General features: G+C 64.9%; 20 protein-coding genes and 1 tRNA gene. 12 read left to right on the plus strand and 9 right to left on the minus strand.

Features of this window, described 5'->3' with window-relative positions; genetic code table 11:
• Positions 1-3 precede the first annotated feature (3 nt).
• From ACMAUO_RS12845 to ACMAUO_RS12870, 6 genes are all read left to right on the plus strand, one after another.
• On the plus strand, positions 4-810 hold the full coding sequence (locus tag ACMAUO_RS12845) for a hypothetical protein (RefSeq protein WP_420357388.1): 807 nt from the start codon (positions 4-6) through the stop codon (positions 808-810).
• A 5-nt stretch (positions 811-815) separates the two neighbouring features.
• Positions 816-1,061, plus strand: a complete 246-nt coding sequence (locus tag ACMAUO_RS12850) for a hypothetical protein (RefSeq protein WP_420357389.1) — start codon at positions 816-818, stop codon at positions 1,059-1,061.
• Between the two features lie 65 nt (positions 1,062-1,126).
• Positions 1,127-1,405, plus strand: a complete 279-nt coding sequence (locus tag ACMAUO_RS12855) for a hypothetical protein (RefSeq protein ID WP_420357390.1) — start codon at positions 1,127-1,129, stop codon at positions 1,403-1,405.
• Positions 1,406-1,520: 115 nt separating this feature from the next.
• Positions 1,521-2,009, plus strand: coding sequence for a lysozyme (locus tag ACMAUO_RS12860; protein WP_420357391.1), 489 nt, complete (start codon positions 1,521-1,523; stop codon positions 2,007-2,009).
• Positions 2,010-2,023: 14 nt separating this feature from the next.
• Entirely contained in the window at positions 2,024-2,671 is a 648-nt protein-coding gene (locus ACMAUO_RS12865) for a hypothetical protein (protein ID WP_420357392.1), read from the plus strand.
• Positions 2,671-2,841 (plus strand): hypothetical protein, encoded by a 171-nt coding sequence (locus ACMAUO_RS12870; protein WP_420357393.1) that lies wholly within the window; start codon positions 2,671-2,673, stop codon positions 2,839-2,841. The genes ACMAUO_RS12865 and ACMAUO_RS12870 overlap by 1 nt, the downstream gene beginning before the upstream one ends.
• A 247-nt stretch (positions 2,842-3,088) precedes the next feature.
• On the opposite strand, the gene ACMAUO_RS12875 is transcribed toward ACMAUO_RS12870, so the two are convergent.
• From ACMAUO_RS12875 to ACMAUO_RS12885, 3 genes are all read right to left on the minus strand, one after another.
• A tRNA-Val gene (locus ACMAUO_RS12875) sits at positions 3,089-3,163 on the minus strand.
• A gap of 68 nt (positions 3,164-3,231) precedes the next feature.
• Positions 3,232-5,136, minus strand: coding sequence for a hypothetical protein (locus tag ACMAUO_RS12880; protein WP_420357394.1), 1,905 nt, complete (start codon positions 5,134-5,136; stop codon positions 3,232-3,234).
• Positions 5,137-5,217: 81 nt separating this feature from the next.
• A complete protein-coding gene (locus ACMAUO_RS12885; RefSeq protein WP_420357395.1) occupies positions 5,218-6,186 on the minus strand; it encodes a mitochondrial fission ELM1 family protein in 969 nt (322 codons plus the stop codon).
• Between the two features lie 103 nt (positions 6,187-6,289).
• On the opposite strand from ACMAUO_RS12885, the gene ACMAUO_RS12890 reads away from it, so the two are divergent.
• Both ACMAUO_RS12890 and ACMAUO_RS12895 read left to right on the plus strand, forming a co-directional pair.
• The gene (locus ACMAUO_RS12890; RefSeq protein WP_420357396.1) at positions 6,290-7,474 is read left to right on the plus strand and encodes a DEAD/DEAH box helicase; all 1,185 of its coding nucleotides are present in this window, start codon (positions 6,290-6,292) and stop codon (positions 7,472-7,474) included.
• Between the two features lie 205 nt (positions 7,475-7,679).
• On the plus strand, positions 7,680-8,711 hold the full coding sequence (locus ACMAUO_RS12895) for a M14 family metallopeptidase (protein ID WP_420357397.1): 1,032 nt from the start codon (positions 7,680-7,682) through the stop codon (positions 8,709-8,711).
• Between the two features lie 65 nt (positions 8,712-8,776).
• On the opposite strand, the gene ACMAUO_RS12900 is transcribed toward ACMAUO_RS12895, so the two are convergent.
• The 5 genes from ACMAUO_RS12900 to ACMAUO_RS12920 form a co-directional block, all read right to left on the minus strand.
• Positions 8,777-9,928 carry a lactonase family protein gene (locus ACMAUO_RS12900; RefSeq protein ID WP_420357398.1) on the minus strand — a complete coding sequence of 384 codons (1,152 nt, stop codon included), beginning with the start codon at positions 9,926-9,928 and terminating at the stop codon, positions 8,777-8,779.
• A gap of 41 nt (positions 9,929-9,969) precedes the next feature.
• Entirely contained in the window at positions 9,970-11,394 is a 1,425-nt protein-coding gene (locus ACMAUO_RS12905) for a c-type cytochrome (RefSeq protein WP_420357399.1), read from the minus strand.
• Positions 11,394-13,052 (minus strand): GMC family oxidoreductase, encoded by a 1,659-nt coding sequence (locus ACMAUO_RS12910; protein WP_420357400.1) that lies wholly within the window; start codon positions 13,050-13,052, stop codon positions 11,394-11,396. Before ACMAUO_RS12910 ends, ACMAUO_RS12905 begins: the two co-directional genes overlap by 1 nt.
• 3 nt (positions 13,053-13,055) lie before the next feature.
• Positions 13,056-13,730, minus strand: coding sequence for a sugar dehydrogenase complex small subunit (locus ACMAUO_RS12915; protein WP_420357401.1), 675 nt, complete (start codon positions 13,728-13,730; stop codon positions 13,056-13,058).
• 119 nt (positions 13,731-13,849) lie between these two features.
• A complete protein-coding gene (locus tag ACMAUO_RS12920) occupies positions 13,850-14,365 on the minus strand; it encodes a GlcG/HbpS family heme-binding protein (RefSeq protein ID WP_420357402.1) in 516 nt (171 codons plus the stop codon).
• A gap of 293 nt (positions 14,366-14,658) precedes the next feature.
• Between ACMAUO_RS12920 and ACMAUO_RS12925 the strand changes: the two genes are divergently transcribed.
• A complete protein-coding gene (locus tag ACMAUO_RS12925) occupies positions 14,659-16,410 on the plus strand; it encodes a carbohydrate porin (protein ID WP_420357403.1) in 1,752 nt (583 codons plus the stop codon).
• Between the two features lie 153 nt (positions 16,411-16,563).
• On the opposite strand, the gene ACMAUO_RS12930 is transcribed toward ACMAUO_RS12925, so the two are convergent.
• On the minus strand, positions 16,564-17,589 hold the full coding sequence (locus ACMAUO_RS12930) for a LacI family DNA-binding transcriptional regulator (RefSeq protein ID WP_420357404.1): 1,026 nt from the start codon (positions 17,587-17,589) through the stop codon (positions 16,564-16,566).
• 320 nt (positions 17,590-17,909) lie between these two features.
• On the opposite strand from ACMAUO_RS12930, the gene ACMAUO_RS12935 reads away from it, so the two are divergent.
• The 3 genes from ACMAUO_RS12935 to ACMAUO_RS12945 are packed head-to-tail and all read left to right on the plus strand — an operon-like array spanning position 17,910 to position 21,728.
• Positions 17,910-18,608, plus strand: coding sequence for a gluconate 2-dehydrogenase subunit 3 family protein (locus ACMAUO_RS12935; RefSeq protein ID WP_420357405.1), 699 nt, complete (start codon positions 17,910-17,912; stop codon positions 18,606-18,608).
• 13 nt (positions 18,609-18,621) lie between these two features.
• On the plus strand, positions 18,622-20,400 hold the full coding sequence (locus tag ACMAUO_RS12940; RefSeq protein WP_420357406.1) for a GMC family oxidoreductase: 1,779 nt from the start codon (positions 18,622-18,624) through the stop codon (positions 20,398-20,400).
• The gene (locus ACMAUO_RS12945) at positions 20,397-21,728 is read left to right on the plus strand and encodes a c-type cytochrome (RefSeq protein ID WP_420357407.1); all 1,332 of its coding nucleotides are present in this window, start codon (positions 20,397-20,399) and stop codon (positions 21,726-21,728) included. The genes ACMAUO_RS12940 and ACMAUO_RS12945 overlap by 4 nt, the downstream gene beginning before the upstream one ends.
• Positions 21,729-21,804 lie beyond the last annotated feature (76 nt).

Consider the following 21,804-nt stretch of genomic DNA (forward strand, 5'->3'; position numbering starts at 1 on the left):
CTCATGAGGCTATTTCGTTATGTGCTGATGCTGGTCGCCATGGCGGCGCCCATGTCGGCCTGGGCGCAGTATGCGCCGTTCCAGCCGCCGGGCGGACTGGCGCCGGCGACGACGGTCGGCACCTCGACGCTGGCACAGATGCTGACCAATATTGCAGCGGCGCAGTCTAGCCTCTCGGACGAGATCGCGCGCGCAAAGGGCGCCGAGGCGACGCTGCAGGGCAATATCACTACTGAGGCGCAGGCGCGCGCAAACGCGGACGCAAACCAGTGCGCCCTGGCCGGATGCCTCATGTCGGGGAGTATCATCGCCCCCAATATTTCCGCAGGATCAAACGGGGCTGCGGGGGCCAGTCTCTTCTTAAACGGCGCAAAGAACGGCTTCAGGCAATTTCGATATCAGACTGGCGGTGTCGACCGGTGGATTATGTCGGCGAATGCCGATCCCGAGAGCGGGAGCAATACCGGTTCGAATTGGGGTCTTTCAGCGTTCGCCGACGACGGCGGCTATCTGTACAATGCCCTGACCTTTAACCGTTCCACTGGGGTGGGCATATTCTACGCAACACCGCAATTTCCAACGGCCGCCGCTGGCGATAATTCGACAAACGCAGCCACCATGGCCGGGGTCCGGCGCGAAATCGCGACCGGCTACACGGTCGCGACACTGCCGACCGATGCGCGACGCTATGCGGGCGCACGGGCCTACGTCACGGACGCAACAGCCTGCACCTTCCTCGGATCTCTGACCGGCGGCGGGTCGACGTTCTGCCCGGTGATCTACAGCGGCGCAGCCTGGATCGCGGAGTAATGGCCATGACCACGAATTACATCCTCTATCGCACCGGCGATTATGTCGTAACGCCGGCGCCCTATACCGATCCGACGACAGGCAAAACGGTCACGCCCGAACCATTTATCGCCTCGCCGGCCGGGGCGGTCATCCTGACCCAGCAGATCGCCGACCCTGCGACGGTAACCGTTCCTGAGGGGTTCGCGCTGGCAGCCGATCCGGACGGGACTTACCCGGTTGGCAGCATCTACACACCACCGACGCCGTAGTGACCAACACTACCAGTCATGCTGACCACCGCCCCCGAGGCGGTTTTTTTATGCCCGGAGTCCTGATGTCCGACCCTGCAATCACGCCGCAGCCCTGGTGGGCTGCCGCCGCCGCCGCATTCGGCAGTTTCCTGTTCACGGTCCGTTGGTTGGTCGGATTCGGCGGCCGGGCCGCACGAGACCAGATCAAGAATCTGTCGGACCAGATCAGGGACCTCAAAGCAGACCTCGACAGCCGCGAAGAGACCATCGTGTCGCTCCGCGACCAGGTCGCCGCACTGTCCGTCCAGGTCGCGCTGCTGACCCAGCAGCTCCAGTTGGCAGACATCAAGCCCGCCGCATGATCGTCATCCCTCGCTCTCGCGGGCCGCCGACAGGCTGGCTTGCGATTCTGCGCAAGTTCGCAAGGCCGTCCCCTGGGGCGGCCTTTTTGATTCCTGCTCATTGGAGAGGGCCATCATGGAGATGGATTCGCTCGCCGTCGCGGACCTGCTGCTGCGCCGGCTGGAGGGCCTGCGCCTGGCGCCCTACCGGGACGTCGCCGGGCTCTGGACCATCGGCTACGGCAATCGCTGTCTGGCCGATGGCTCGCCCGTCACTGCCACGACCCGGCCGATCACTGAAGACGCGGCCGTCGCCCTGCTGACCGGCACGATCGCCGCCCTGCGCGTCAAGCTGCGCGCCCTGGTGCATGTGTCGCTGTCGGCCTGCCAGGAAGGCGCCGTGCTGTCCTGGCAATACAATGTCGGGACCTCGGCCGCCGCGTCCTCGACGCTGCTCCGGATGCTCAATGCCGGACGGTTCGACGGCGCAAGCGCGCAGTTCGCGGTCTGGAACAAGATCCGCAGTCCGATGACCGGGCGCCTGGTCGTATCCCAGGGCCTGGTCAACCGCCGTGAGATCGAGCGCGCCGCATTCCTCGGCCGCCTGCCTTCCCCCCTATCGTAAGAATCGGATCAATCATGGACCTCTCGTCCCTTCTGGCATACGTGCCGGAGCAATATGCGCTGCTGATTGCAGCGCTGATCATCGGCTGCAAGCTGCTGACCGTCTATGTCCAGCCGCCGGCCGACACCTCGCGCTGGGCGCCCTTCTATCGAGTCGTCAACCTCGTCGCCCTCAATATCGGCTGGGCCACGAATCGGCTCCAGGTGGGGCTGACTGGCGTCGTCGTCGCCCGCGCCGATGCTCCGGCCGCCAAGGCCGCGATCGAGGCCGTCGGCATCCCGCTCCAGTCCTCGGGCTCCAGCAGCACGTCCGGACCCGCCGGCAAGATCGGCGCGGCCGCCATCGCCCTGCTGCTGGGTGCGGCCGTCTCCCTGTCGGCCTGCGGCAGCGACGCCGTGATCGAGCGGCAGCAAGCGGTCATGGCGATGGGCCGCTCCTACCCGATCGCAGCCAAGCTCGCGGTCACCTATGAGCACTCCGCCGATGCCGACCCCAAGGTCGTGGCCGATCTCAAGCCCGCGTTTCAGCGGGCCCACGACCAGATCCTGCCACTGATGGACGCGGCCGAGCATGGCGACCCGCTCGACCAGGCCGCGATCACCGCCGGGCAGGACGCGCTGTCTGCCCTGACTACCCTGCTCCAGACCAAGGATACCAAGTGATGCCCTATGCTGCTCTTGTTGTCGGCCTGATCCAGGCCATCCCGGATATCGCGGATAGCATCAAGGCCCTGCTCGCGCCCATTCAGGAGGGGCGCGAGCCGACCGAGGCCGAATGGGAGGCTGCCAAGGCGGCCCTCGATCAGGCCAACCAAGCTGTGCAGGCCGGATAACGAAAGAAAATCGGTCTGTTTTCCACGTAAGCGAAACCCGCTGAATGCAGTGCGTATTAAGAGCCCTCGGCCCCGGCCGGGGGCTCTTTTTGCATTTCTGGGCGCGCCGATTCGCGCGCAGAGAGAGTGGCACGTCTCTGGCACAGATTCTGCCATGTCAGAGCATGCCAACACGATTCGTCTTGTCCTGATTTGGACCGAAACGGCGGCGTAAGACTTGAAAAATCGGGGAAAAACCGGGGTCGGATGGTGGGTGCGACAGGGATTGAACCTGTGACCCCCGCCGTGTGAAGGCGATGCTCTACCGCTGAGCTACGCACCCATCCGTGCCCGGTGGGGACCTCATAATGGATCTCCCTGCGGGCTGCAAGACACCCCGTTACACATTCTTCAAAACCCGAACATATGGTCCAGCGAGAAGGCGCCATCGGCCCGCATCACGCCGTGATAGCCGAACAGCCGGCACGTCACGTCGCGGATCATGACATATCCCCCCATCCCCGCGCGCTCGGTCGCCGCCGCGCCGAACAGGCGATGCGGCCAGACCATCGCCGACCCCGAACAGGCAATTTCCAGGTCCGCCTTCGCCACCGCCTGCCCCTGCCCGTCATGCAGGCTCAGCACGGTGCGCGACCACGGCCGCCAGGCGGCCGACGCGGGATAGATCAGGCAGCAGAACGCCTCGCCCAACCCGTTCCCCCCCTTCAGGAACAGCCGCGTGGTCAACCCCGGCGGCGGGCCGGAATAGGATTGCGGCTCGCCGCGATAGGTCATGATGGTGTTGAAGATATGGGCCCCGAAACTGGTCTCGGCCGCATGACCGCCCTCCCGGGCGGTAAAACGGATCAGCGCATGCAGCCAGCCATCGGCCTCGCCGCCATCGCGGAAATCATAGACCAGTTCCCCATGCCCCTCGGGCACGCCCAGTTCCGCCACATCCTGCGCCAGATCATGGTCGCGCGGCAGGCAGCCCAGGAACTTCCGGCCAGTCAGCCGCCCCGCGGTATCGAAGCAATCCAGCCGCAGCGGCAGAGTCGCCTGCGATTCGGCCATCGGCGAAGGCTGGACCACCGTACGAAACCGCGCCGGGTCCAGAATCGGGAACGGCAGCAGGTACCCCCGCCCCAGACTGGCCGGCAAATCCGCAATCCCCGGATCGGGGCGCAGATCCGCGCGCTCCACGTTCAGATGGGCGATGCGCGTCCGCGCGGCCCGCGTGACCTCATAGCGCGGCCGCACCAGATACCGCCCCGACCGCAGCTCGATCTGCGCCGGCCAGCGCAGGTCCGGCAGGCAGTCGGCCACGGGAATCGCCACCGTCTCATAAGGGCCGATCCCGCACGGGATCGCCACCAGCCGCGCGTCCCCCATGCGGTTGAGCGTCATCACACCGGGCGGAATCGGCACCGCGTGACTGTTCTGCGCCCACAGCACCACCTCCTCGCCCTCGTCCGGGGCCGGCAGGTTGGCATACCGGTCCGATGGCCAGGCATTGGCATCATGCGTCACCGACAGGCTCGGATTATCCCCGGTGCCGTACGTATCCAGCGCATATTTCACCACGTCATGCCCGGCCACGCCGATGGCATGCACGAACAACTGCCCGACGAAAGGCGGCAGGCCGAACCGCTCGCGCACCGCCCGGCTGTCGATCACGATCGCGCTTTCACCGTCAGGCACAGCCTCTTCCCAACTGGCCAGCACCTCGCCCCGCGCCCCGAACAGCCGCAGCCACAACCGCACGTCCGAGGCCCCATAGCGCGCCCAGTAATTCGCCGTGACCAGACGGGTCGACAATCCCTCCGCATCGCGGAAGAAGGCATGATTGGTCGCGAAATTCAGCCGGTCGAGATACCGCCCCGGCACGGTCAGCAGGGCATCGGGCAAGCGCACGCCATCCAACGCAAAAACCCGCGCCCCATCAGGCAGCAGATGAGCAATGCGATCGCGCACCCGCGCGCCATCGAAACTGACGGCCAGCACCGCCCCCACCGACGCCCCGGGCAGGTCCACCAGCGCCCGCGCCGGACCGGCCGCCGTGGGCTGGCCGACACGCTGCGTATCATGGACATACACGCCCTCGATCACGCCCAGGCCGGACACCCCATCCACGGCACCGGGGCAGAGCGCCAGCACCATGGCGAACATGCCCTCGGGGTCATACACCGCCACCGGGCCGGCGGCGCGGACCGAAGCCGCCAGTCCCGCCAGCGCCTCGGCCGCCAGCGGATGCGCCAGCGCCTTGTAGAGAACATTGCCGCCCGCCTGGGCGTCATAGGTATGGATGTCCAGCATGGGCATTCCATACCGCATAATCCCGCCCCCAGGAATCATACCGTTTCGACAGGTCGCGGATGCCAGGAGCCGGGCGGAAAGTCAGCCCAGATTCAACCGCCGGCGCATCGTCTCCGCCACCTCGACCGTATCGTCCAGCGGCGCCACCGGCCACGCCTCCATCCGCCCCGAGAAGCGACGGATACGCCCGGCATCCGCCAGTTCGCGCAGAAACAGCCCGATCCGCCGCGACCGTCCCGGCAGGTCCACAACCATCACCGGCGCCGTTCCCGCCACGGCCTCGGACACCATCGAGACACTGTCCTGCGTCACCACCACCGCGTCGGCGCAGGCCAGCAATCCCAGATACGGGTTGTCGCCCCGCATGTCCCACACCCAGCCCCCCAGAGGCGCCAGCGCCTCGCGCACGATCCGGCAGACTCCCTCGCCCGTCCGCCGCGACGGCGTCACCGCCACCCCGACCCCGTCACGGCGCATCATGTCCGCCAGTTGCCCCACCAGACGGGCCGCCACCGCCTCGTCCAGCCGGAAGCGCCCGTTGGAGCCACCCAGCAGCACGGCAACCAGCGGGCGCGGCAGATGGGCCAGGCGCGCCAACCACTCCGCCCGCGCCGCCGCCAGCCGCTCGGGCGAGACCCCATGCAGCGCGGTGCGTGACAGCAGCACGTTGGAACCGCTGATTTCATCATGCCGGTTGGCGACGACCAGATCGAACCGGTCCAGCCGCATGCGCGGATTCTGGATCTGCACCACCCGCCGCATGCGTCCGCGCAACGCGGCCCCCACGGCCCCACCCGTGCCACCGACACTGAAGACCAGCTCCGCCGCTCCGGCATCCAGCGGATCGACGGCGCGCAACGGCGCCGGCCACCACGCGGCGGGCACCCGGCCCCACAGGCCCCGCGCCCGCACCGGGCAGAAAAACGGCGCCAGCCCCGCCCGCGCCGCCAGCCCGAACGCCTGCGAGCGCATCCCGGCCAGATCTTCCGCCACCACCGCCACCGCGCGATCCGCAGGGGGCACAACAGACGGGGCATCATGCATGCTCATCGCGTCATCTGCCGTCCGTCACGGCCGGCCGTCAATGCCGCGACCCGGCCCCGGAGATTCGCTTTCTTCCCCCCGGCCGCCACACACGGTATCCCCTCATGGAATGACCGACACGCCCTCCCCCGCCGATACCGCCAGCACCGACACCCCCACCTTCGCGCAACTGGGCCTCCAGGAGCGCATCCTGGCCAATGTCGCCCGCGCCGGCTACGCCACGCCCTCGCCGATCCAGGCCCTGGCGATCCCGCCGATCCTGGCCGGAAAGGATGTCGAGGCCCTGTCGCGCACCGGCAGCGGCAAGACCGCCGCCTTCGCCCTGCCACTGGTCCAGACGCTGCTCGCCACCCCCCGCCCCGCCACGACGGAGCAGGACGGCACCCCCGGCGTGTTGCGGACATTGATCCTGTCGCCGACCCGCGAACTGGCCAGCCAGACCGCAACCGCCATCCGCACCTGCGCCCATGGCTGCCAGTTGATGATCGGGCTGGCCATCGGCGGCGTGCCCAAGGACCGCCAGACCCGCGCCCTGCGCGGCGGCGCCGACATCCTGGTCGCCACCCCCGGCCGCCTGCTCGACCACCTGGCCGACGGCACGATCACGCTGGAGCAGACCACCTGCCTGGTGCTCGACGAGGCGGATAGGATGCTGGAACTGGGCTTCATCGAAGATATCCAGTCCATTGCCGAGCGCCTGCCGACCCGGCACCAGACCCTGCTGTTTTCCGCGACCATGCCGCCCGCCGTCGCCACCCTGGCCCGCCGGCTGCTGCACCGGCCGCTGCACGTCGCCCCGCCCGAGGCCACCGCCCCCCCGCCCCGCATCCGCCAGCAGGTCGCCTTCGTCCCGGCCACGCGCAAGAACGCAACGCTGATCGCCCTGCTCAAGCGCGACACGCCGGACAGGGTGATGGTGTTCACCCGCACCAAACAGGCCAGCGACAGCGTCGCCCGCGCGCTGGAATCCGCCGGCCTGTCGGCGGCGGCACTGCATGGCGACCACAGCCAGGCCAGGCGCGACCGCACGCTCGCCACGTTCCGGCGCGGCACGCTGCGGGTGCTGGTCGCCACCGACGTGATGGCACGCGGCATCGATATCGAAGACGTGACGCTGGTGGTGAATTACGACATTCCCGAACAGCCCGAGACCTATATCCACCGCATCGGCCGCACGGCCCGCGCCGGCCGCCGCGGCACCGCGCTCTCGCTATGCGCGCCAGAGGAACGGCAGTTGCTGCGCGAGATCGAACGCCAGACCAGCGCCCGGATCACCGCGATCGACCCCGCCTGACCGCCCGTTGAGCAGCCGTCCGGACAGGCGCGCTGGCGGCAATCGTTCCCCAGCGCCCATGCCCGGACAGGCTCCCGGCGCGCCATGGCATTGCAGGTCCGGCGCGACGCTATAAAATCGCTGTCATGACCAGTCCGACCGCTTCCGTGGTGCATGACGATGGCCTGTCCGGCACCCGCCGCCCGGCCGCGCGGAGCGTGACGGGATGAGCTGCGGCACAGGCTCCCGCCCCGGCGCGTCGCCGCGCGTGCGCGCCCGGCCGAAATTTCTCGAAACCCTGCCGCCCCCTCCGCAGGCGTTGCCCACCTTCGCGCAGGAAATCACGCCGCCCGACCTGTCACCCTGGCTGACCGATCATTGCGGCATTCCCGGCGTGGTGCATCACGAGGCCCCCCGCCCCGGCCCCCATGTCGTGCTGACGGCCCTGATCCATGGCAACGAGTTCGCCGGCGCCATCGTGCTGGACCGCCTGCTGCGCGAGCAGATCCGCCCGACACGGGGCCGGCTGTCGCTGATCTTCGCCAATCCGGAGGCATTCGCCCGCTTCACCCCGGCCAATCCGGTCGCCTCGCGCTTCGTCGAGGAAGACATGAACCGGGTCTGGAGCCGGCAGGTCCTCTCCAGCGCGCGCCATTCGGTGGAACTGGACCGGGCGCGGGCAATCCTGCCGGTGATCGAAACCGCCGACATCCTGATGGATCTGCATTCGATGCTCTGGCCCGGCGCGCCGCTGATCCTGGCCGGTGCCACCGAAAGCGGCCGCCGCCTGGCGACGATGATCGGCGACCCGCCGCTGGTGGTCTCCGACCACGGCCACAAGGCCGGCCCGCGCCTGATCGACTATGAACGATTTTCCGACCCCGCCGGTCCCTACGCCGCCTGCTTGCTGGAAGCCGGCGCGCACTGGGCGGCCAACACGGTCGAGACGACGGACAGCGCGGTGCGCGCCCTGCTGCGGCATAGCGGCCTGCTGCCGGCCGACCCGGCGGCACCGCCCGCCGCCAGCCGCCAGTTGATGGTCACCGACATCGTCACGGCCCAGACGCCGGGCTTCCGCTTCGTCCGCCCCTTCCGGGGCGGCGAGGTGATCCGCCGCCGGGGCACTCTGCTGGCCCAGGACGGCCCGGACGAAATCCGCACCCCCTATGCAGACTGCATGCTGGTCATGCCCAACCTGCGCCCCGGCCGGGGGCAAACCGCCGTCCGACTGGCCCGCACATTGTCCGCGCAGCCGTAGGAGACTGTCCGGCAACCCGTACGATCGTTCGGGTTGCCGGCCGATTTTCGCAAACAGCCCGGCCGTCACTCTGCCGGAGAAAACCGTTCCAGATCCGCGCCACCACCCGGCAGGGGCGATTCGCCGATCCGCTCCAGCTTCTCGCCATCCCAGCCCAGCGTCAGCAGGCTGCGATCCATGACGCCCTGAACGAGAATTTCCTTCCCATCGGGCGCAAACGCCAGTCCCTGCGGCCACAAGGTTCCCGGCGCCTGGGCCAGCGTGTGCAACTGCCCATCCTTCAGGGACAGCACCGTCACCACGCCACGCGGATTATAGCGCGGCGAGGTCGGCGGCACCGCCGATCCATTCTGCGACACCACCGCGACATACTGCCCGTCGGGAGAGATATCGAGCCCCTCGGGCGCATTGGGCACCGTCACGCGCTGGATCTCCCTGATCGGCGAGGCCGTGAGGTCCAGCACCGAAAGGGCGCCCGGCAGGCCTTCGCCATGCCCCAGCATCCCCATCACCGCGTAATGCCCATCCCTGGTCATCCGGATGTTCCATGGGCCGGGCGCGATGTTGAGCGGTGCCGGATCGACGGAGACATCGTCGCCGTCGATATGCAGCAGATAGACCCGGTCAGCCTGCCACAGGCTCACAAGCGCCCGCTTCCCATCCGGCAGGATCGCAACCCCGGCGGGAAAGCCCGAAACCGGCAGCGTGATGATCTTGCGGTCGCCGAGCCGGTGGCCGTCGAAGCGGAACCACGTCAGCACGCCCGACTTGCCATTGGCGACCAGCAGGTGCTGCCCGTCCGGGGTAAAGCGCATCGTGGTCGCCCCGGCGGCAGAGGCCACCTGCTGGACCAGCCGGGGCGTCGCGCCCGACAGGTCCACGACGCTGATGCGATCATCGGGAACGATCTTGTTCGTCTTCACGTCGGGCTTCGACGCCGAGGATACCAGGACGGTCTTGCCGTCATGCGTGAATTCAAGGGCCGTCGGCGGCCCGATCACGCTGACCGGCACATTGAGGCTCGCCCGCACGCCCCACACACCGTTCGCGGCCCTTTCCAGAACGGACAGCGTGTCGGGAACCAGCGGCTTCGGCAGAACCTGCACCCCGTTCTGAAGAATGGAGTGCCCGTCATTGGCCGAAACGACAGTCTGCGCACAGACCGGCGAGGACATGGCAAGCAGCGCCGTAAAGGCAAGCGTCAGTTTGTTGCGCATCTTCAATATCAACCCATCCGCCCCTGAAACCGGGCCATGCTTCAATGTTTCTTCCGGACCCGGCGCACGACCAGCACGACAAGACCAGCCAGAACCAGAACCCCGACGATCATGCCCGGCACGGCGAATGCCCCGAGCTTCGCAATCAGCGGCTTGGGACCACCCGAGCGGATCAGCTTCACGTCATCCGCCGAGACCTTCACGGCCGGATTGCCGAATTCCTGCTCAACATAATTGCTGATATCCGCAATATCCTGATCGGAGAGCGAGTCCACATACGACCCCGCGCCAAAGCCCGGCATATAGACCGTATGGCCACCCACTTCCCGCCTGACACCCATCAGGATCGTCGAAATCAGGTTATCCGCAATCGGCGCACCAACGGCCGTATTGTGGAAAAGTTGCGGATAATATCCGTCCGGGCTGCCCTTGCCGGTCGGGCGGTGACAGGCCGCGCATTCACCGGTAAACAGGCGCTCCCCGCGGCTCATCCCGCTTTCCGCCACACCGCGATAGACATCCTCACGATCCGACGACTTGCCGTACGCATCGCGCGGCGCGGTATCTTTGCTGTCCGAAATCGCGGGAACCTGCTTGATATAAGCGACAATCGCGCGAATATCGCTGTCGTCCAGATACTGGAAGCTATGCTCGACCGCTTCCGCCATCGGGCCGCCCGCCTGGGCCTTCCCAGGCACGTCGCCGGTCTTCAGATACCGGGCGAGATCGTCATCGCTCCAGGAGCCGACACCGCTTTTCTGATCCGACGTGATATTGGGCGCATACCACGATGCCAGCGATGCACCGCCCAGCGCCTTGCTGCCGATCTCGGCCATCATCGCATTACGCGGCGTGTGGCAGGTATCGCAATGCGCCAGCGCGTAGGACAGATAATGCCCGCGATTGACTTCGGCCGACTTGCCCGGTTCCGGCTTGAAGCGCGTATCGTCCAGGAAGAGCATGTTCCAGAACGCCATGCTGGCACGAATGTTGTACGGGAACGGCAGCGCCGTCTCCCGCGCCTTCGCCTCGACCGGCTTCACGTCGGTCATGAAATAGACATACAGGGCGTGAATGTCTTCGTCGGTCAGCTTCGTGTACGACGTATAGGGCATCGCGGGGTAAAGATGCGCGCCGTCGCCACGAATGCCTTCGCGCAATGCGCGGGCAAACTGCGCCTCGGTATAGGCGCCGATGCCGTACGTCTTCGAAGGCGTGATGTTGGTGGCATAGATCGAACCCAGCGGCGATGCGATGCCATAGCCACCGGCAAACGGCTTTCCGCCACCGGGCGCCGTATGGCAGGCGGCGCAATCCGCCGCGACGGCAAGATAGTGCCCGCGTTGGGCAAGGGCTTCATTCGATTCCGGCACCTGCGCCCGAACGACGGTGCAGGACAATACCAGCGCTGCGGCGGCCAGTCCGACATGACCGGCCAGTCCCCGCACCTTTCTGGAACTCTGCATCATGCCCGTCCCTTTTCGAAATCAGCTTTGATGGAGTCGGCCGCCTTCAGGCCGAGGGCCGCCATGCTCAGCGTCGTGTTCACCACGCTGGCCGATGGCATCGCCCCGCCGCCGGGCAACCAGAGGTTGGGGTGGTCATGGGCCCGGCAATCTCCGTCAACGACCGAATCCTTGGGACTTTTGCCCATGATCGTGCCGCCCATGATGTGATTGTTCGCGTTGTAATCGGTCGTGATGCGCAGCTCGGTGCCGCCCAGAAGACCCGCGATCTGCTTGACCTGCTCGTTGACCGAATCCAGTCCCTTGCGAACATAATCGCCGACATCATAATGAATGTCCGGGCACGCCAGACCGAGCGCATCCTGTCGCGTCTTGCTCAGGGTCAGCCGGTTACTGGGGTCCGGCAACGGCTCGAGGCTGATCGAAAGATCGACACCGCACGCCGCGCGACGGCGGATTTCATCATCCAGTTCCTGGCCGACCAGTCCAAGTTCCAGCGCCTGCTGGGTCGCCGGCGCGACACGGCTGATATTGTTCAGGATCATCTTGTTCGCGGAATACTCGCTGCGGAAACCACCGTCCCGGGGCCCGACGATGCAACTGCTCTGCGCCGGCCCGCGCCCGAACCAGAGCGGCTCATTGGCCAGGAAGGACGCATGCACGCCCGAATGGTCCATCATGTTCCGCCCGACCTGGTCGGACGAATTGGCGATGCCGTTCGGGTTGCGGGCATTGGCCGCCAGCAGCAGCAGCCTCGGCGTCTCGATCCCGTTGCACGCCAGCACGAACGTCTTGCCGGTCGCCTTGTGCGACTGGCGATGCGCATCATACCAGTAGACGGCCGTGATCCGGTTGTTCTCGTCCGTATCCATCCGATAGACGACGGCCTCGGCGAGCGTCACCGCCCCGTTGGCTTCCGCCCGGTCGATATGCTGGATGCCGTTATACATGGCGCCGATCGGGCAGATCGGCTGGCAGTTGTTGTTGCCGCAGCAGGACGGACGATCCCCGAAAGGCTCCATGCTCCGCCCCTGCGGAATCGGCACAAGATGAAAGCCGTGCGGATTCACGATCTCCGCCACCCGGCGATCGCCATAGCCGAAGGGGATCATGTCGCGGGGATAAGGCCGGCTGCGTTCCGGAGGCGACTGGAGGGAAACGTCGAACGGGCCCGAAACCCCCATCTCCTCTTCCGCCCGGCAATAGTACGGCTCAAGCTCGTTATAGGAAATCGCCCAGTCCCGGCCGACGCCATAACGCGACTTCATCTCGAAATCGACGGGCAGATGCCGCCAGCACGATGCCGCCCAGTGCCACGTCGTGCCGCCGACCGTCCGCAGATAGCCCTGCTTGAAGGCCGAACCATTGGGACCGGACAGGCCGACATAATCATTCGGCGGAAAATACAGCGGCGCCTGAGCCAGCGGAGATTGCGGATACAGCCCCTGGAAATCGGAATGCAGGCGATTATGGAACGACATGTTCCGCCAGTTCTCGACATACTCCTCGCGCTTGAGGCGCAAACCGGCTTCGAGAATGACGACCGAACGACCTGCTGCGGCCAGTTCGTTCGCGATCATACCGCCCACGACCCCCGAGCCGACGACAACGACGTCGGCCGATACGTCGCCGGACTGGGAAAATTCTGGTTTGGCCACGATTTATAGCTCCCTGTGCGGCAACGGAGAATGGGGAGGAGATGACGGGGGAATGGTTCCCAACGGCGGCGTCTGCGGCGGCGTCTTGCTTTCGACACCCTGCGGCACCGGAGCCGGCGGCGTGGCCGGCAGCGGCGCATGAACGGGAATACCCAGCGGCGGCGGCGTCTCCGTCCACCAGCCCGGCCGGTCGAAACAATAGGTGGGAACCGGCAGTCCATCGCGCGCCGGCTGGTACATCAGCGCGTCATAGTACGCGACCGTCGGCGCATTCGTCTTGTCCTGCACCGACCCGGTGTACCAGGCCGCGTTCAGGGCCAGCAGGTCGTCCTTCAGGTCGCCGGCGCGGTCCAGGATCTCCCGGGGCGTGCCACCCTGCGCGACCAGGCCGGAAAGAGCCTGTATCTTTGCCGGATAATCCGGAAACGTCTTCTGCATCGCCGCGAACAGGCGGCGTGCGATGACCGGATGCAGTTCCGAATGCCCGGTGATGGCGCGGGATACCGACAGGAACGTCGCATCGTTGACCGTCGCGGCATGCGCGACATCCCCGGAAAATCCGAACTCGCCAAAAGCCGCCGAAAAGCCGGTTACGACCGTTCCCAGCATGAGCGAGCGGCGACTCACGCCGGATTTCCGGGCGGACCTGTCGCCGTTCACGTCAGTATTTCTGTTCATGCCTCACTTTTCTCCAGAACACGCATCGGGATGGCCGAGGACAAGACGGTTTCGCCACGGAAGGGCGGGCGATCCGCTCCACGAATCCCGCCCTGTGGAAAACCGTCCACAATGCCCGCTCACTCTTTCATCGCTGCCAGGCCGGCTTCCGCCGCCTGTTCATCCTGAGCGTTGTTTCCTCCGCTCACCCCAATGGCGCCGATCAGACGTCCATCATGAAAAATCGGGATTCCACCAGCAGCCGGCATGGCATGCGGCAAGGCCAGCACCGCCATTTTCCCGCCGGTCAGCGCCGTTTCGAATGCGGCGGAGGGGCGCTTGTAAAAGACCGCGCTGATCGCCTTGCGTTCCGCCAGGTCAAGGCTCGCGATCTGCGCGTCCGCCATCCGCTCAACCAGGATCGTCCGTCCGCCGCCGTCCACGATATGCACGACGATGGCCGTACCGTTCGACGCGGCCTTGCTTTCCGCCGCCTGCGCCATGGCCCGCGCCTGGGGCAACGCGACAACGCCGGCAGACCGGGCCTCCGCAAAGGCCGCGCCAGACAGCAGGTTCAGGCCGATGACGAACCCGCACGCCATCCGGCGCGCAAGGCGGGAATCGGTCCTGGTCGATGCACTCTTGAGTCGCAGCATCCGGTTCGCCTTTCGGGTGGTGTTGCGTAACGTCCTGAGCGCCCTTTGCCATGCACGGGCATAGTTTCACTAGATCGGTCTAAATCACTATATTGTGAACACGGTGTCATGACCGCCCCCTCGGGCCCCTCTCGCATCACACGGAAAAGGGCCGAAAAATCAGCCATCCTTATGAGAATATGTCTTTTTTTTCATAAATTCACCAAGCCGGATTTTTATATCGGTCTAAAATGGTTTTCATGGTTTGCCCGCTCCCCACCCGCGATCACGGTTTTCGTGATCAGGGATGGCCTGTGAAGCGTGACGATTGTATGGCATCTCGCTCGCTTAACGATATCGAGTATTTTATCCGAGCCCCCAGCATGATTCGGATAGGATATAAAGTATATAATACACTTCAGGTCACCGGATTTCAGATGACAGGCTCTGTATATAAACAACAAGGCGCACAGTGTTCCTGTTTCAAGTTCAGAAACTACAGGAATTTGGCGTTTATTACGCTCGCCTTTCTTCAACTATCCTGCAACACCACCCCGTCATTCGCACAGCAGGCGCAAAGCACCGCCAAGGTGACCAAAGCGGCGAAGCAGAGCCAGAACCAGAATCAGACTCTCGGCCCGCAGCAGAATGCATCGTCTCCACTTAATTCGGTCCAAGAGAATGCCCCCCCGCAGGCATCCATTCCGCCGGGCATCCTGACGACATACCCGTCGCCGCCTCTTACGCCCCCCCGGAGCGGACAGCCGGCCCCCATCACCAAAGGGCCACCCGCCCTGTTCCCCGCTCTTTTCGGCGTCACACCCTGGCTCCAGCGGCGCGGCATCGGCTTTCATTTCGATAACACCAACGAATATGCGGGCGCGCTGCAGGCCCCCACGCGCGGCCCCCATTACGGCAACTATCGCCAGGGATCGAGCAACGCCGGCCAATACTCGGCCAACCTGACCGTGGACTGGGAACAACTGGCCGGCATCAAGGGGTTCATGACGCACATGACCACCGTCGGCCGCTACGGCACGACCGCCAACCGGATGTTCGGCGACTGGCTGGCCCATAGTTCGGAAATTTACGGCGGCGGCGGCAACGTGGTCGTCCATCTGGTCTCCCTGTACGGAGAGCAGAGCCTCTATAATGGCCGGCTGCTGATCGCGGGCGGCCGCATGTCCCAGATGTCGGATTTCGCCTCCAGCCCGCTCTTCTGCAATTTCCAGAACAATTCGTTCTGCGGACGTCCCAAGGCGGCGGCGGACAGCACCTTTTACAGCAGCTACCCGGCATCAACCTGGGCCTTTCGCCTCAAGGGGCGTCCTCGCAAGGATCTCTACATTCAGACAGCCGTCTATTTCGCGGAAAACGGCATCTACATGGACTATCAGCACCGCACCGGCTTCAAATGGAACGGTGCGAACATCATAGGATACGAAATCCCGGTCGAGGCCCAGTGGGAGCCGAAATTCGGCGCCAACCACGATCTTCCCGGCCATTATAAATTCGGCTTCGTTTACGACGATGTCCGGAGACCCGACAATTATTACAACACCGCGGGGCAGGCCTACTATGTCTATGGCGGCAAGCAGCTCATGCGGAATTCCTCATGGCAGACATATTTCATGTTTGACCAGAAAATCATGAACTATTCCAATCGCCCCAAGAGCAGCGGCCTGACGTTCATGGGCGGGTACATCTACAACTCTCCCCACACTTCGGTCCGTGATTTCGAAGTCTACGGCGCGTTCATGAGCCAGGGCCTCTTCCCCGGCCGGCCCCAGGACATATTGGGCGCCGCGTTTTCCTATGTCAGCATCGCACCGGGCACGAGAGACACCACCATCGCCATGGTGAATGCCGACAAATATTCCGGCATGCCCAACCATGCCACGGGCGTGCAGACGAATGCCGAGGTGCTGGAACTCGATTATTCCATACATGTTATGCGCGGCGTGACCTTCAGCCCCGACTTCCAGTACTATATGAACCCGAACGGCCAAAAGGGATTGCGTAACTCCGCAATGCTGGGCTTTAAGTCTTATGTGTCCTTTTTTTAGATCGGTCCAAACGGATATTTGCGCATGACTATTCCGTCCGTATCTGATCGTTTCGACACGACGCCTCCCAGCCGGGAGGTATCGTACCTTCGCGTGTCCAGCGATCGCGTAACGGACGGATGTGTACAGCAGGCCGGCACCCGGCCAGGCGTTTTACGGCAACGGTCCGCCGCAGCTTTCCCGAACCATCAACTGGCCCGATACGAGAATACGCATGCTGGATGCACGCGGTTCCGTAATCCGGTCCAGAAGCAGCCGCGCGGCATTGCGCCCCACCCCGACGGGGTCGGTCACGATCGTCGTCAGGGTTGGAAACGACGTTGCGGCCTGCGGCAGGTTATCCGCCCCGATCACCGCGAAATCGCGACCGGGCAGTTCCCCCTCCGAGAGCAGCCGCCCCATGAGGGACAGCGCGACCATGTCGTTGTAGCAGATCGCGGCATCCGGAGCGGACGAGGACGCCATGAGGCTTTCCAGCGAGCCGAAATCGGACAGGTTATCGAGATCGGTCGGTATGATCAGGTCGCTTTCCAGGCGATGACGCCTGAGCGCCCGCTGGAATCCCTCAAGCCGCTCGCAGGCCGCCGAATGGACGGGGTTTCCGCCCAGAAAAGCGATTTTCCTGCGTCCATGCCTGACCAGATGCGAAACCGCCAGGTCGGTGCCGCCAGCGTAATCGGGCCCCACATAGTCGCCGGCGGTCTGCGACACATGGCGCAGCACCTGCACGTAAGGCAGCCCCATTTTCTCGATCTCGGAGAGGAGCGTTTCGTCACTGCCCACCGCCGGACAGATGATCAGCCCATCCACGCCATGTTCCCGCAGGCGCCAGATCTGGCGCATCTGCCGCTCGGTATTCTCGGCGCTGTTGACCAGGAGCGCCACGATGCCGGCATCGACGAACACCTCATCGATGCCGATCAGCAGCTTGCTGTAGAACGGGCTGCCGATATTGCACAGCACCACGCCGATCGTGCCGGTCTTCTGCCGCCGGAGGTTGGCGGCGCCCCGGTTGTAGATGTAGCCGAGCTTTTGCATGGCCGCGATCACGCGCTTGCGCGTTTCGGCCGAAACAAGGGGGCTTTCCCGCAACACCAGCGACGCGGTCGCCCGCGAGACTCCGGCTTCATCGGCAACGCACTGCAGATTCACCTTTTTCTGACTGCCGCGTGTGCTCACCAGCCTCTCTCCTCTGATTGCGACGGGCCATGAGCATTCAAGCGATGCATTTCAGACAGTCACTTCTTCGTCCGGCGATCATCCCATAGCTCCGGTCATCCGCAAAGGGACATTCACCCCGCCCCTCAGAGAGATCGGAAGTGTTGATCATGATCAGAACGAAACCCAAGGAAGACAAAAACAAAAACAGACCAAAGGAAAGGAATTGAATATCGTTAGAGCCATAAAAATTTCGCGAGCATGACGCCCTATACAGAGAGAAATCTGTTGAGCGTCATCAAGAACCCACCGTGTGTATTTTTTATTAGATGGAGTCCACAATGAAAATGCCCTCATCGACCCGACGCCGTTTCATCGGCGGCCTCCTGGGGTCCGCGTCGTTCTGGCTTTACAGCGACCACAAGGTCTGGGCCGATGCCCTCGCCGTCGGCAATGCAGGTCCCTATGCGCCGCGCTATTTCAACAAGGAGGAATGGCGCTTCCTGAACGCGGCCTGCGAGCGCATCTACCCGACCGACGCCCACGGTCCCGGCGCGCGCGGCCTCGGCGCCCCCGAATTCATCGACCGCCAGATGGACACCGCCTATGGACGTGGCGAATTGTGGTACATGTCCGGCCCCTTCGTGAGCGCGCCGGCCAATCTCGGCTACCAGCTCTCCCTGCCGCCGCGCGAAGTCTACCGCCAGGGCATCGCGGGCGCCGACGCCTATACGCGCGAGCACCATGACGGCCGCAGCTTCGCCGACCTCGACGCCGCCACCCAGACAGCCGTCCTGAAAGAGTTCGAACACGGCGACATGGCGCTGGGTGCCGTTCCGGCACACCTCCTGTTCGAGCAGTTGCGCCAGAACACGCTCGAAGGCGTTTTTTCCGATCCTCTCTACGGCGGCAACAAGGGCCTCGCCGGCTGGACGCTGCTCGGCTTCCCCGGAGCCCGCGCGGATTTCATGGACTGGGTCAACCAGGAAGGCGCTGCCTACCCGTTTGGACCCGTCTCGATTTCCGGCGAAACAGCCTAAGGATTTTCATATCATGACCACGAAGAAGACCGACGCCATCGTTATCGGCGCAGGCTGGGCGGGATCGATCCTCGCCAAGGAACTGACCGAGGCCGGCCTCTCGGTCACCATCCTGGAACGCGGGGAAGATCGCGCGACGGCCGTGGAAGGCGACTACCCCACCTCCATCGACGAACTCCGGGGCGCCATCCGCCACCGCCTGTTCCAGAACCTGTCCCAGTCGACGGTCACCATTCGCAATACGACCGACCAGGTTGCCGTGCCCTATCGTCGCCTCGCGGCCTTCCTGCCCGGCGAGGGCGTCGGCGGGGCCGGCCTTCACTGGTCGGGGGTCCATTTCCGCGTCGCGCCGGACGACCTGGCGCTGCGCAGCAACGTCGTGGCCAAATACGGCAAGAACTTCATCCCCGAAGGCATGAACCTTCAGGATTACGACGTGACCTACGAGGAACTGGAGCCGTTCTTCGACAAGGCGGAAAAGGTCTTCGGCACGTCGGGCGAACCCTACACCATCAAGGGCAAGGTCGCCGGCACCGGCAATCCCTTCGCGCCGGACCGCTCCGACGCCTTCCCCCTGCCTGCGATGAAAGACGTCTATTCCGCCAGCATCTTCAAGAAGGCGGCGGCCAATGTGGGGTATCACCCCTACTCCCTGCCGGCGGCCAACGCCTCGGCCCAATATACCAATCCCTATGGCGTGCAGATGGGGCCGTGCAATTTCTGCGGATATTGCAGCGGGTACGATTGCTACATGTACTCCAAGGCCTCTCCCAACGTGAACATCCTGCCCGCCCTGCGCCAGGATCCGAAATTCACGCTGATCACCAAGGCCCATGTCCTGAAGGTCGATCTCGACAGCGACGGCAAGAAGGCAACGGGCGTCACCTATCTCGATTTGCGCACGAATCAGGAAGTCCAGTTGCAGGCCGACCTCGTCATCATCAGCGCCTTCCAGTTCCACAACGTCCATCTCATGCTGCTGTCCGGCATCGGCGAGCCCTACGACCCGGTCAAGAACACGGGCACGATCGGGCGCAACTTCGTGTACCAGACGATCACGACCTCCCGTGCGTGGCTCCCATCCAAGCAGTACACCAACCTGTTCGTCGGTGCCGGCGGCGCGGGTGTCGCCATCGATGATTTCAACAGCATGAATTTCGATCACGGCCCCCTCGGCTTCGTGGGTGGCTCACCCGTGTGGGTCAACCAGGCCGGCGTCAAGCCGATCGCCGCCGCCATCGGCGGGCCGGGCGGCAAGGCGCCGACCTGGGGCGAAGGCTACAAGGACGCGATGGTGGAGACCTACCGCCATTCGCTCACGATCGACGCCCATGGCAGCAACATGGCGTACCGGGACATCTATCTGGACCTCGACCCGACCTACAAGAACGCCTACGGCCAGCCCCTGCTCAGGATGACGTTCACCTGGAAGGACAACGACATCCGGATGAACCAGTATGTGGTGAGCAAGATCGAGCCCATCATGAAGGAGCTGGGGGCGACGCGCTACGCGCTGGGCACGCTCCACGCCAACGACGTCTTCGATACGCGGCGCTATCAGACGACCCACCTCGGCGGCGGCGCCGTCATGGGCGCCGACCCGAAGACGAGCGCCATCAACCGCTACCTGCAAAGCTGGGACGTCTCTAACGTCTTCGTCATCGGCGCCAGCGCGTTCCCGCAGGGCATGGGATATAATCCGACCGGCATGGTGGCCGCGCTTGCCTATTGGGCAGCCTATCACATCCGCACGACCTATCTGAAAAACCCCGGCCCCATGGTGCAAGCATGAAACACTGCACATTCCCGTTCACGGCGGCTCTCGGCGCCGCCGCCCTCCTCGTGCTCGCCCACGTGCCGCAGGCCCGCGCGGATGCGTCGGCGGATCTGGTCGCCCAGGGGCGCTATGTCGCCGAAGCCTCCGACTGTAGTGCCTGCCACACCGTCAAGGGTGGCCGCCCCTACGCGGGCGGCATGGAATTCAAGCTCCCGATTGGATCGATCTACTCATCCAATATCTCGCCCGACCCGGCGCACGGCATCGGCGCCTATTCCGAGGCCGAGTTCGCCCGCGCGGTGCGTGAGGGCGTCCGCCGGGACGGCGCCAGCCTCTATCCGGCCATGCCGTTCCCGTCCTATGCCCGCATGAGCGACAGCGACATCCACGCGCTCTACACCTATTTCATGAAGGGCGTGCAGCCGGTCGCCCAGGCGGCCCCCGCCAACGGCATCCCCTGGCCGATGTCGATGCGCTGGCCGATGATCTTCTGGCGCGCGGTCTTCGCACCGTCCGTCCCGTCGGCGCAGAAAGACGTCCATCGCACCTTCCCCACGCCCGCCATCGCGCGCGGCGCCTATCTGGTGGAAGGCCCGGGCCATTGCGGCGCCTGCCATTCTCCGCGCGGCATCGCCTTGCAGGAGAAGGCCCTGTCCGCCAGTTCGGGAACGGCCTTCCTGTCGGGCGGCGCGCCGATCGACGGTTTCGTGCCGACCAGCCTGCGCCAGGACCAGCGCACAGGCCTGGCCTCCTGGTCCGAGGATGACATCGTGGCGTTCCTGTCCACGGGCCGGAACCTGAAAGGCGAATCGTTCGGCGGCATGACCGACGCCGTCTATCACGGCACGCAGCATCTCAGCACGGAGGACCTGCACGCCATGGCGCAGTATCTCCGCTACCTCCAGCCCAATAACCCGAACGTGGCGGCCTGGCATTACGACCCCGCGGCCGCGACGGCCTTGCAGCATGGCGATGCCTCGGCCCGTGGCGCCAAGCTGTATGTCGATCATTGCGCCGCCTGCCACCGCACCGACGGCCACGGCTACGCACCGGCCTTCCCGCCGCTTGCCGGCAACCCGGTGGTCATGAGCGAACAGCCGGACTCCCTGGTCCATGTCGTCCAGAGCGGCGCGGCCCTGCCGGGCATGGCCAAGGCGCCGTCGGCATTCGTCATGCCGTCCTACAGCCAGATGCTCAGCGCGCAGCAGATTGCCGATGTGGTGACATTCATCCGTGGCGCCTGGGGCAACAACGCCTCCCCCGTCGACGCCGCGACGGTCACCAGCCTGCAGAAATCCGCACCGCCCCGGGTCCTGGACGAAAAGCCCGTTCCGCTGAACTGATCCGGCGGAAGCGGTTACGACCAAGGTGCCCGGCATGGTCTCCGGGCACCGAAAGGCGGCGGCAAACGCCGCCAAA

It is taken from the genome of Gluconacetobacter brunescens (assembly GCF_048695475.1).
Taxonomy (GTDB): Bacteria; Pseudomonadota; Alphaproteobacteria; order Acetobacterales; family Acetobacteraceae; genus Gluconacetobacter.

Excerpts from the sequence above, each read along its gene's own strand:
- ACMAUO_RS12845 (WP_420357388.1), top strand. The coding sequence starts at position 4 with ATGAGGCTATTTCGTTATGTGCTGATGCTGGTCGCCATGGCGGCGCCC.
- ACMAUO_RS12850 (WP_420357389.1), top strand. The coding sequence starts at position 816 with ATGACCACGAATTACATCCTCTATCGCACCGGCGATTATGTCGTAACG.
- ACMAUO_RS12855 (WP_420357390.1), top strand. The coding sequence starts at position 1,127 with ATGTCCGACCCTGCAATCACGCCGCAGCCCTGGTGGGCTGCCGCCGCC.
- ACMAUO_RS12860 (WP_420357391.1), top strand. The coding sequence starts at position 1,521 with ATGGAGATGGATTCGCTCGCCGTCGCGGACCTGCTGCTGCGCCGGCTG.
- ACMAUO_RS12865 (WP_420357392.1), top strand. The coding sequence starts at position 2,024 with ATGGACCTCTCGTCCCTTCTGGCATACGTGCCGGAGCAATATGCGCTG.
- ACMAUO_RS12870 (WP_420357393.1), top strand. The coding sequence starts at position 2,671 with ATGCCCTATGCTGCTCTTGTTGTCGGCCTGATCCAGGCCATCCCGGAT.
- ACMAUO_RS12880 (WP_420357394.1), bottom strand. The coding sequence starts at position 5,136 with ATGCTGGACATCCATACCTATGACGCCCAGGCGGGCGGCAATGTTCTC.
- ACMAUO_RS12885 (WP_420357395.1), bottom strand. The coding sequence starts at position 6,186 with ATGAGCATGCATGATGCCCCGTCTGTTGTGCCCCCTGCGGATCGCGCG.
- ACMAUO_RS12890 (WP_420357396.1), top strand. The coding sequence starts at position 6,290 with ATGACCGACACGCCCTCCCCCGCCGATACCGCCAGCACCGACACCCCC.
- ACMAUO_RS12895 (WP_420357397.1), top strand. The coding sequence starts at position 7,680 with ATGAGCTGCGGCACAGGCTCCCGCCCCGGCGCGTCGCCGCGCGTGCGC.
- ACMAUO_RS12900 (WP_420357398.1), bottom strand. The coding sequence starts at position 9,928 with ATGCGCAACAAACTGACGCTTGCCTTTACGGCGCTGCTTGCCATGTCC.
- ACMAUO_RS12905 (WP_420357399.1), bottom strand. The coding sequence starts at position 11,394 with ATGCAGAGTTCCAGAAAGGTGCGGGGACTGGCCGGTCATGTCGGACTG.
- ACMAUO_RS12915 (WP_420357401.1), bottom strand. The coding sequence starts at position 13,730 with ATGAACAGAAATACTGACGTGAACGGCGACAGGTCCGCCCGGAAATCC.
- ACMAUO_RS12920 (WP_420357402.1), bottom strand. The coding sequence starts at position 14,365 with ATGCTGCGACTCAAGAGTGCATCGACCAGGACCGATTCCCGCCTTGCG.
- ACMAUO_RS12935 (WP_420357405.1), top strand. The coding sequence starts at position 17,910 with ATGAAAATGCCCTCATCGACCCGACGCCGTTTCATCGGCGGCCTCCTG.
- ACMAUO_RS12940 (WP_420357406.1), top strand. The coding sequence starts at position 18,622 with ATGACCACGAAGAAGACCGACGCCATCGTTATCGGCGCAGGCTGGGCG.
- ACMAUO_RS12945 (WP_420357407.1), top strand. The coding sequence starts at position 20,397 with ATGAAACACTGCACATTCCCGTTCACGGCGGCTCTCGGCGCCGCCGCC.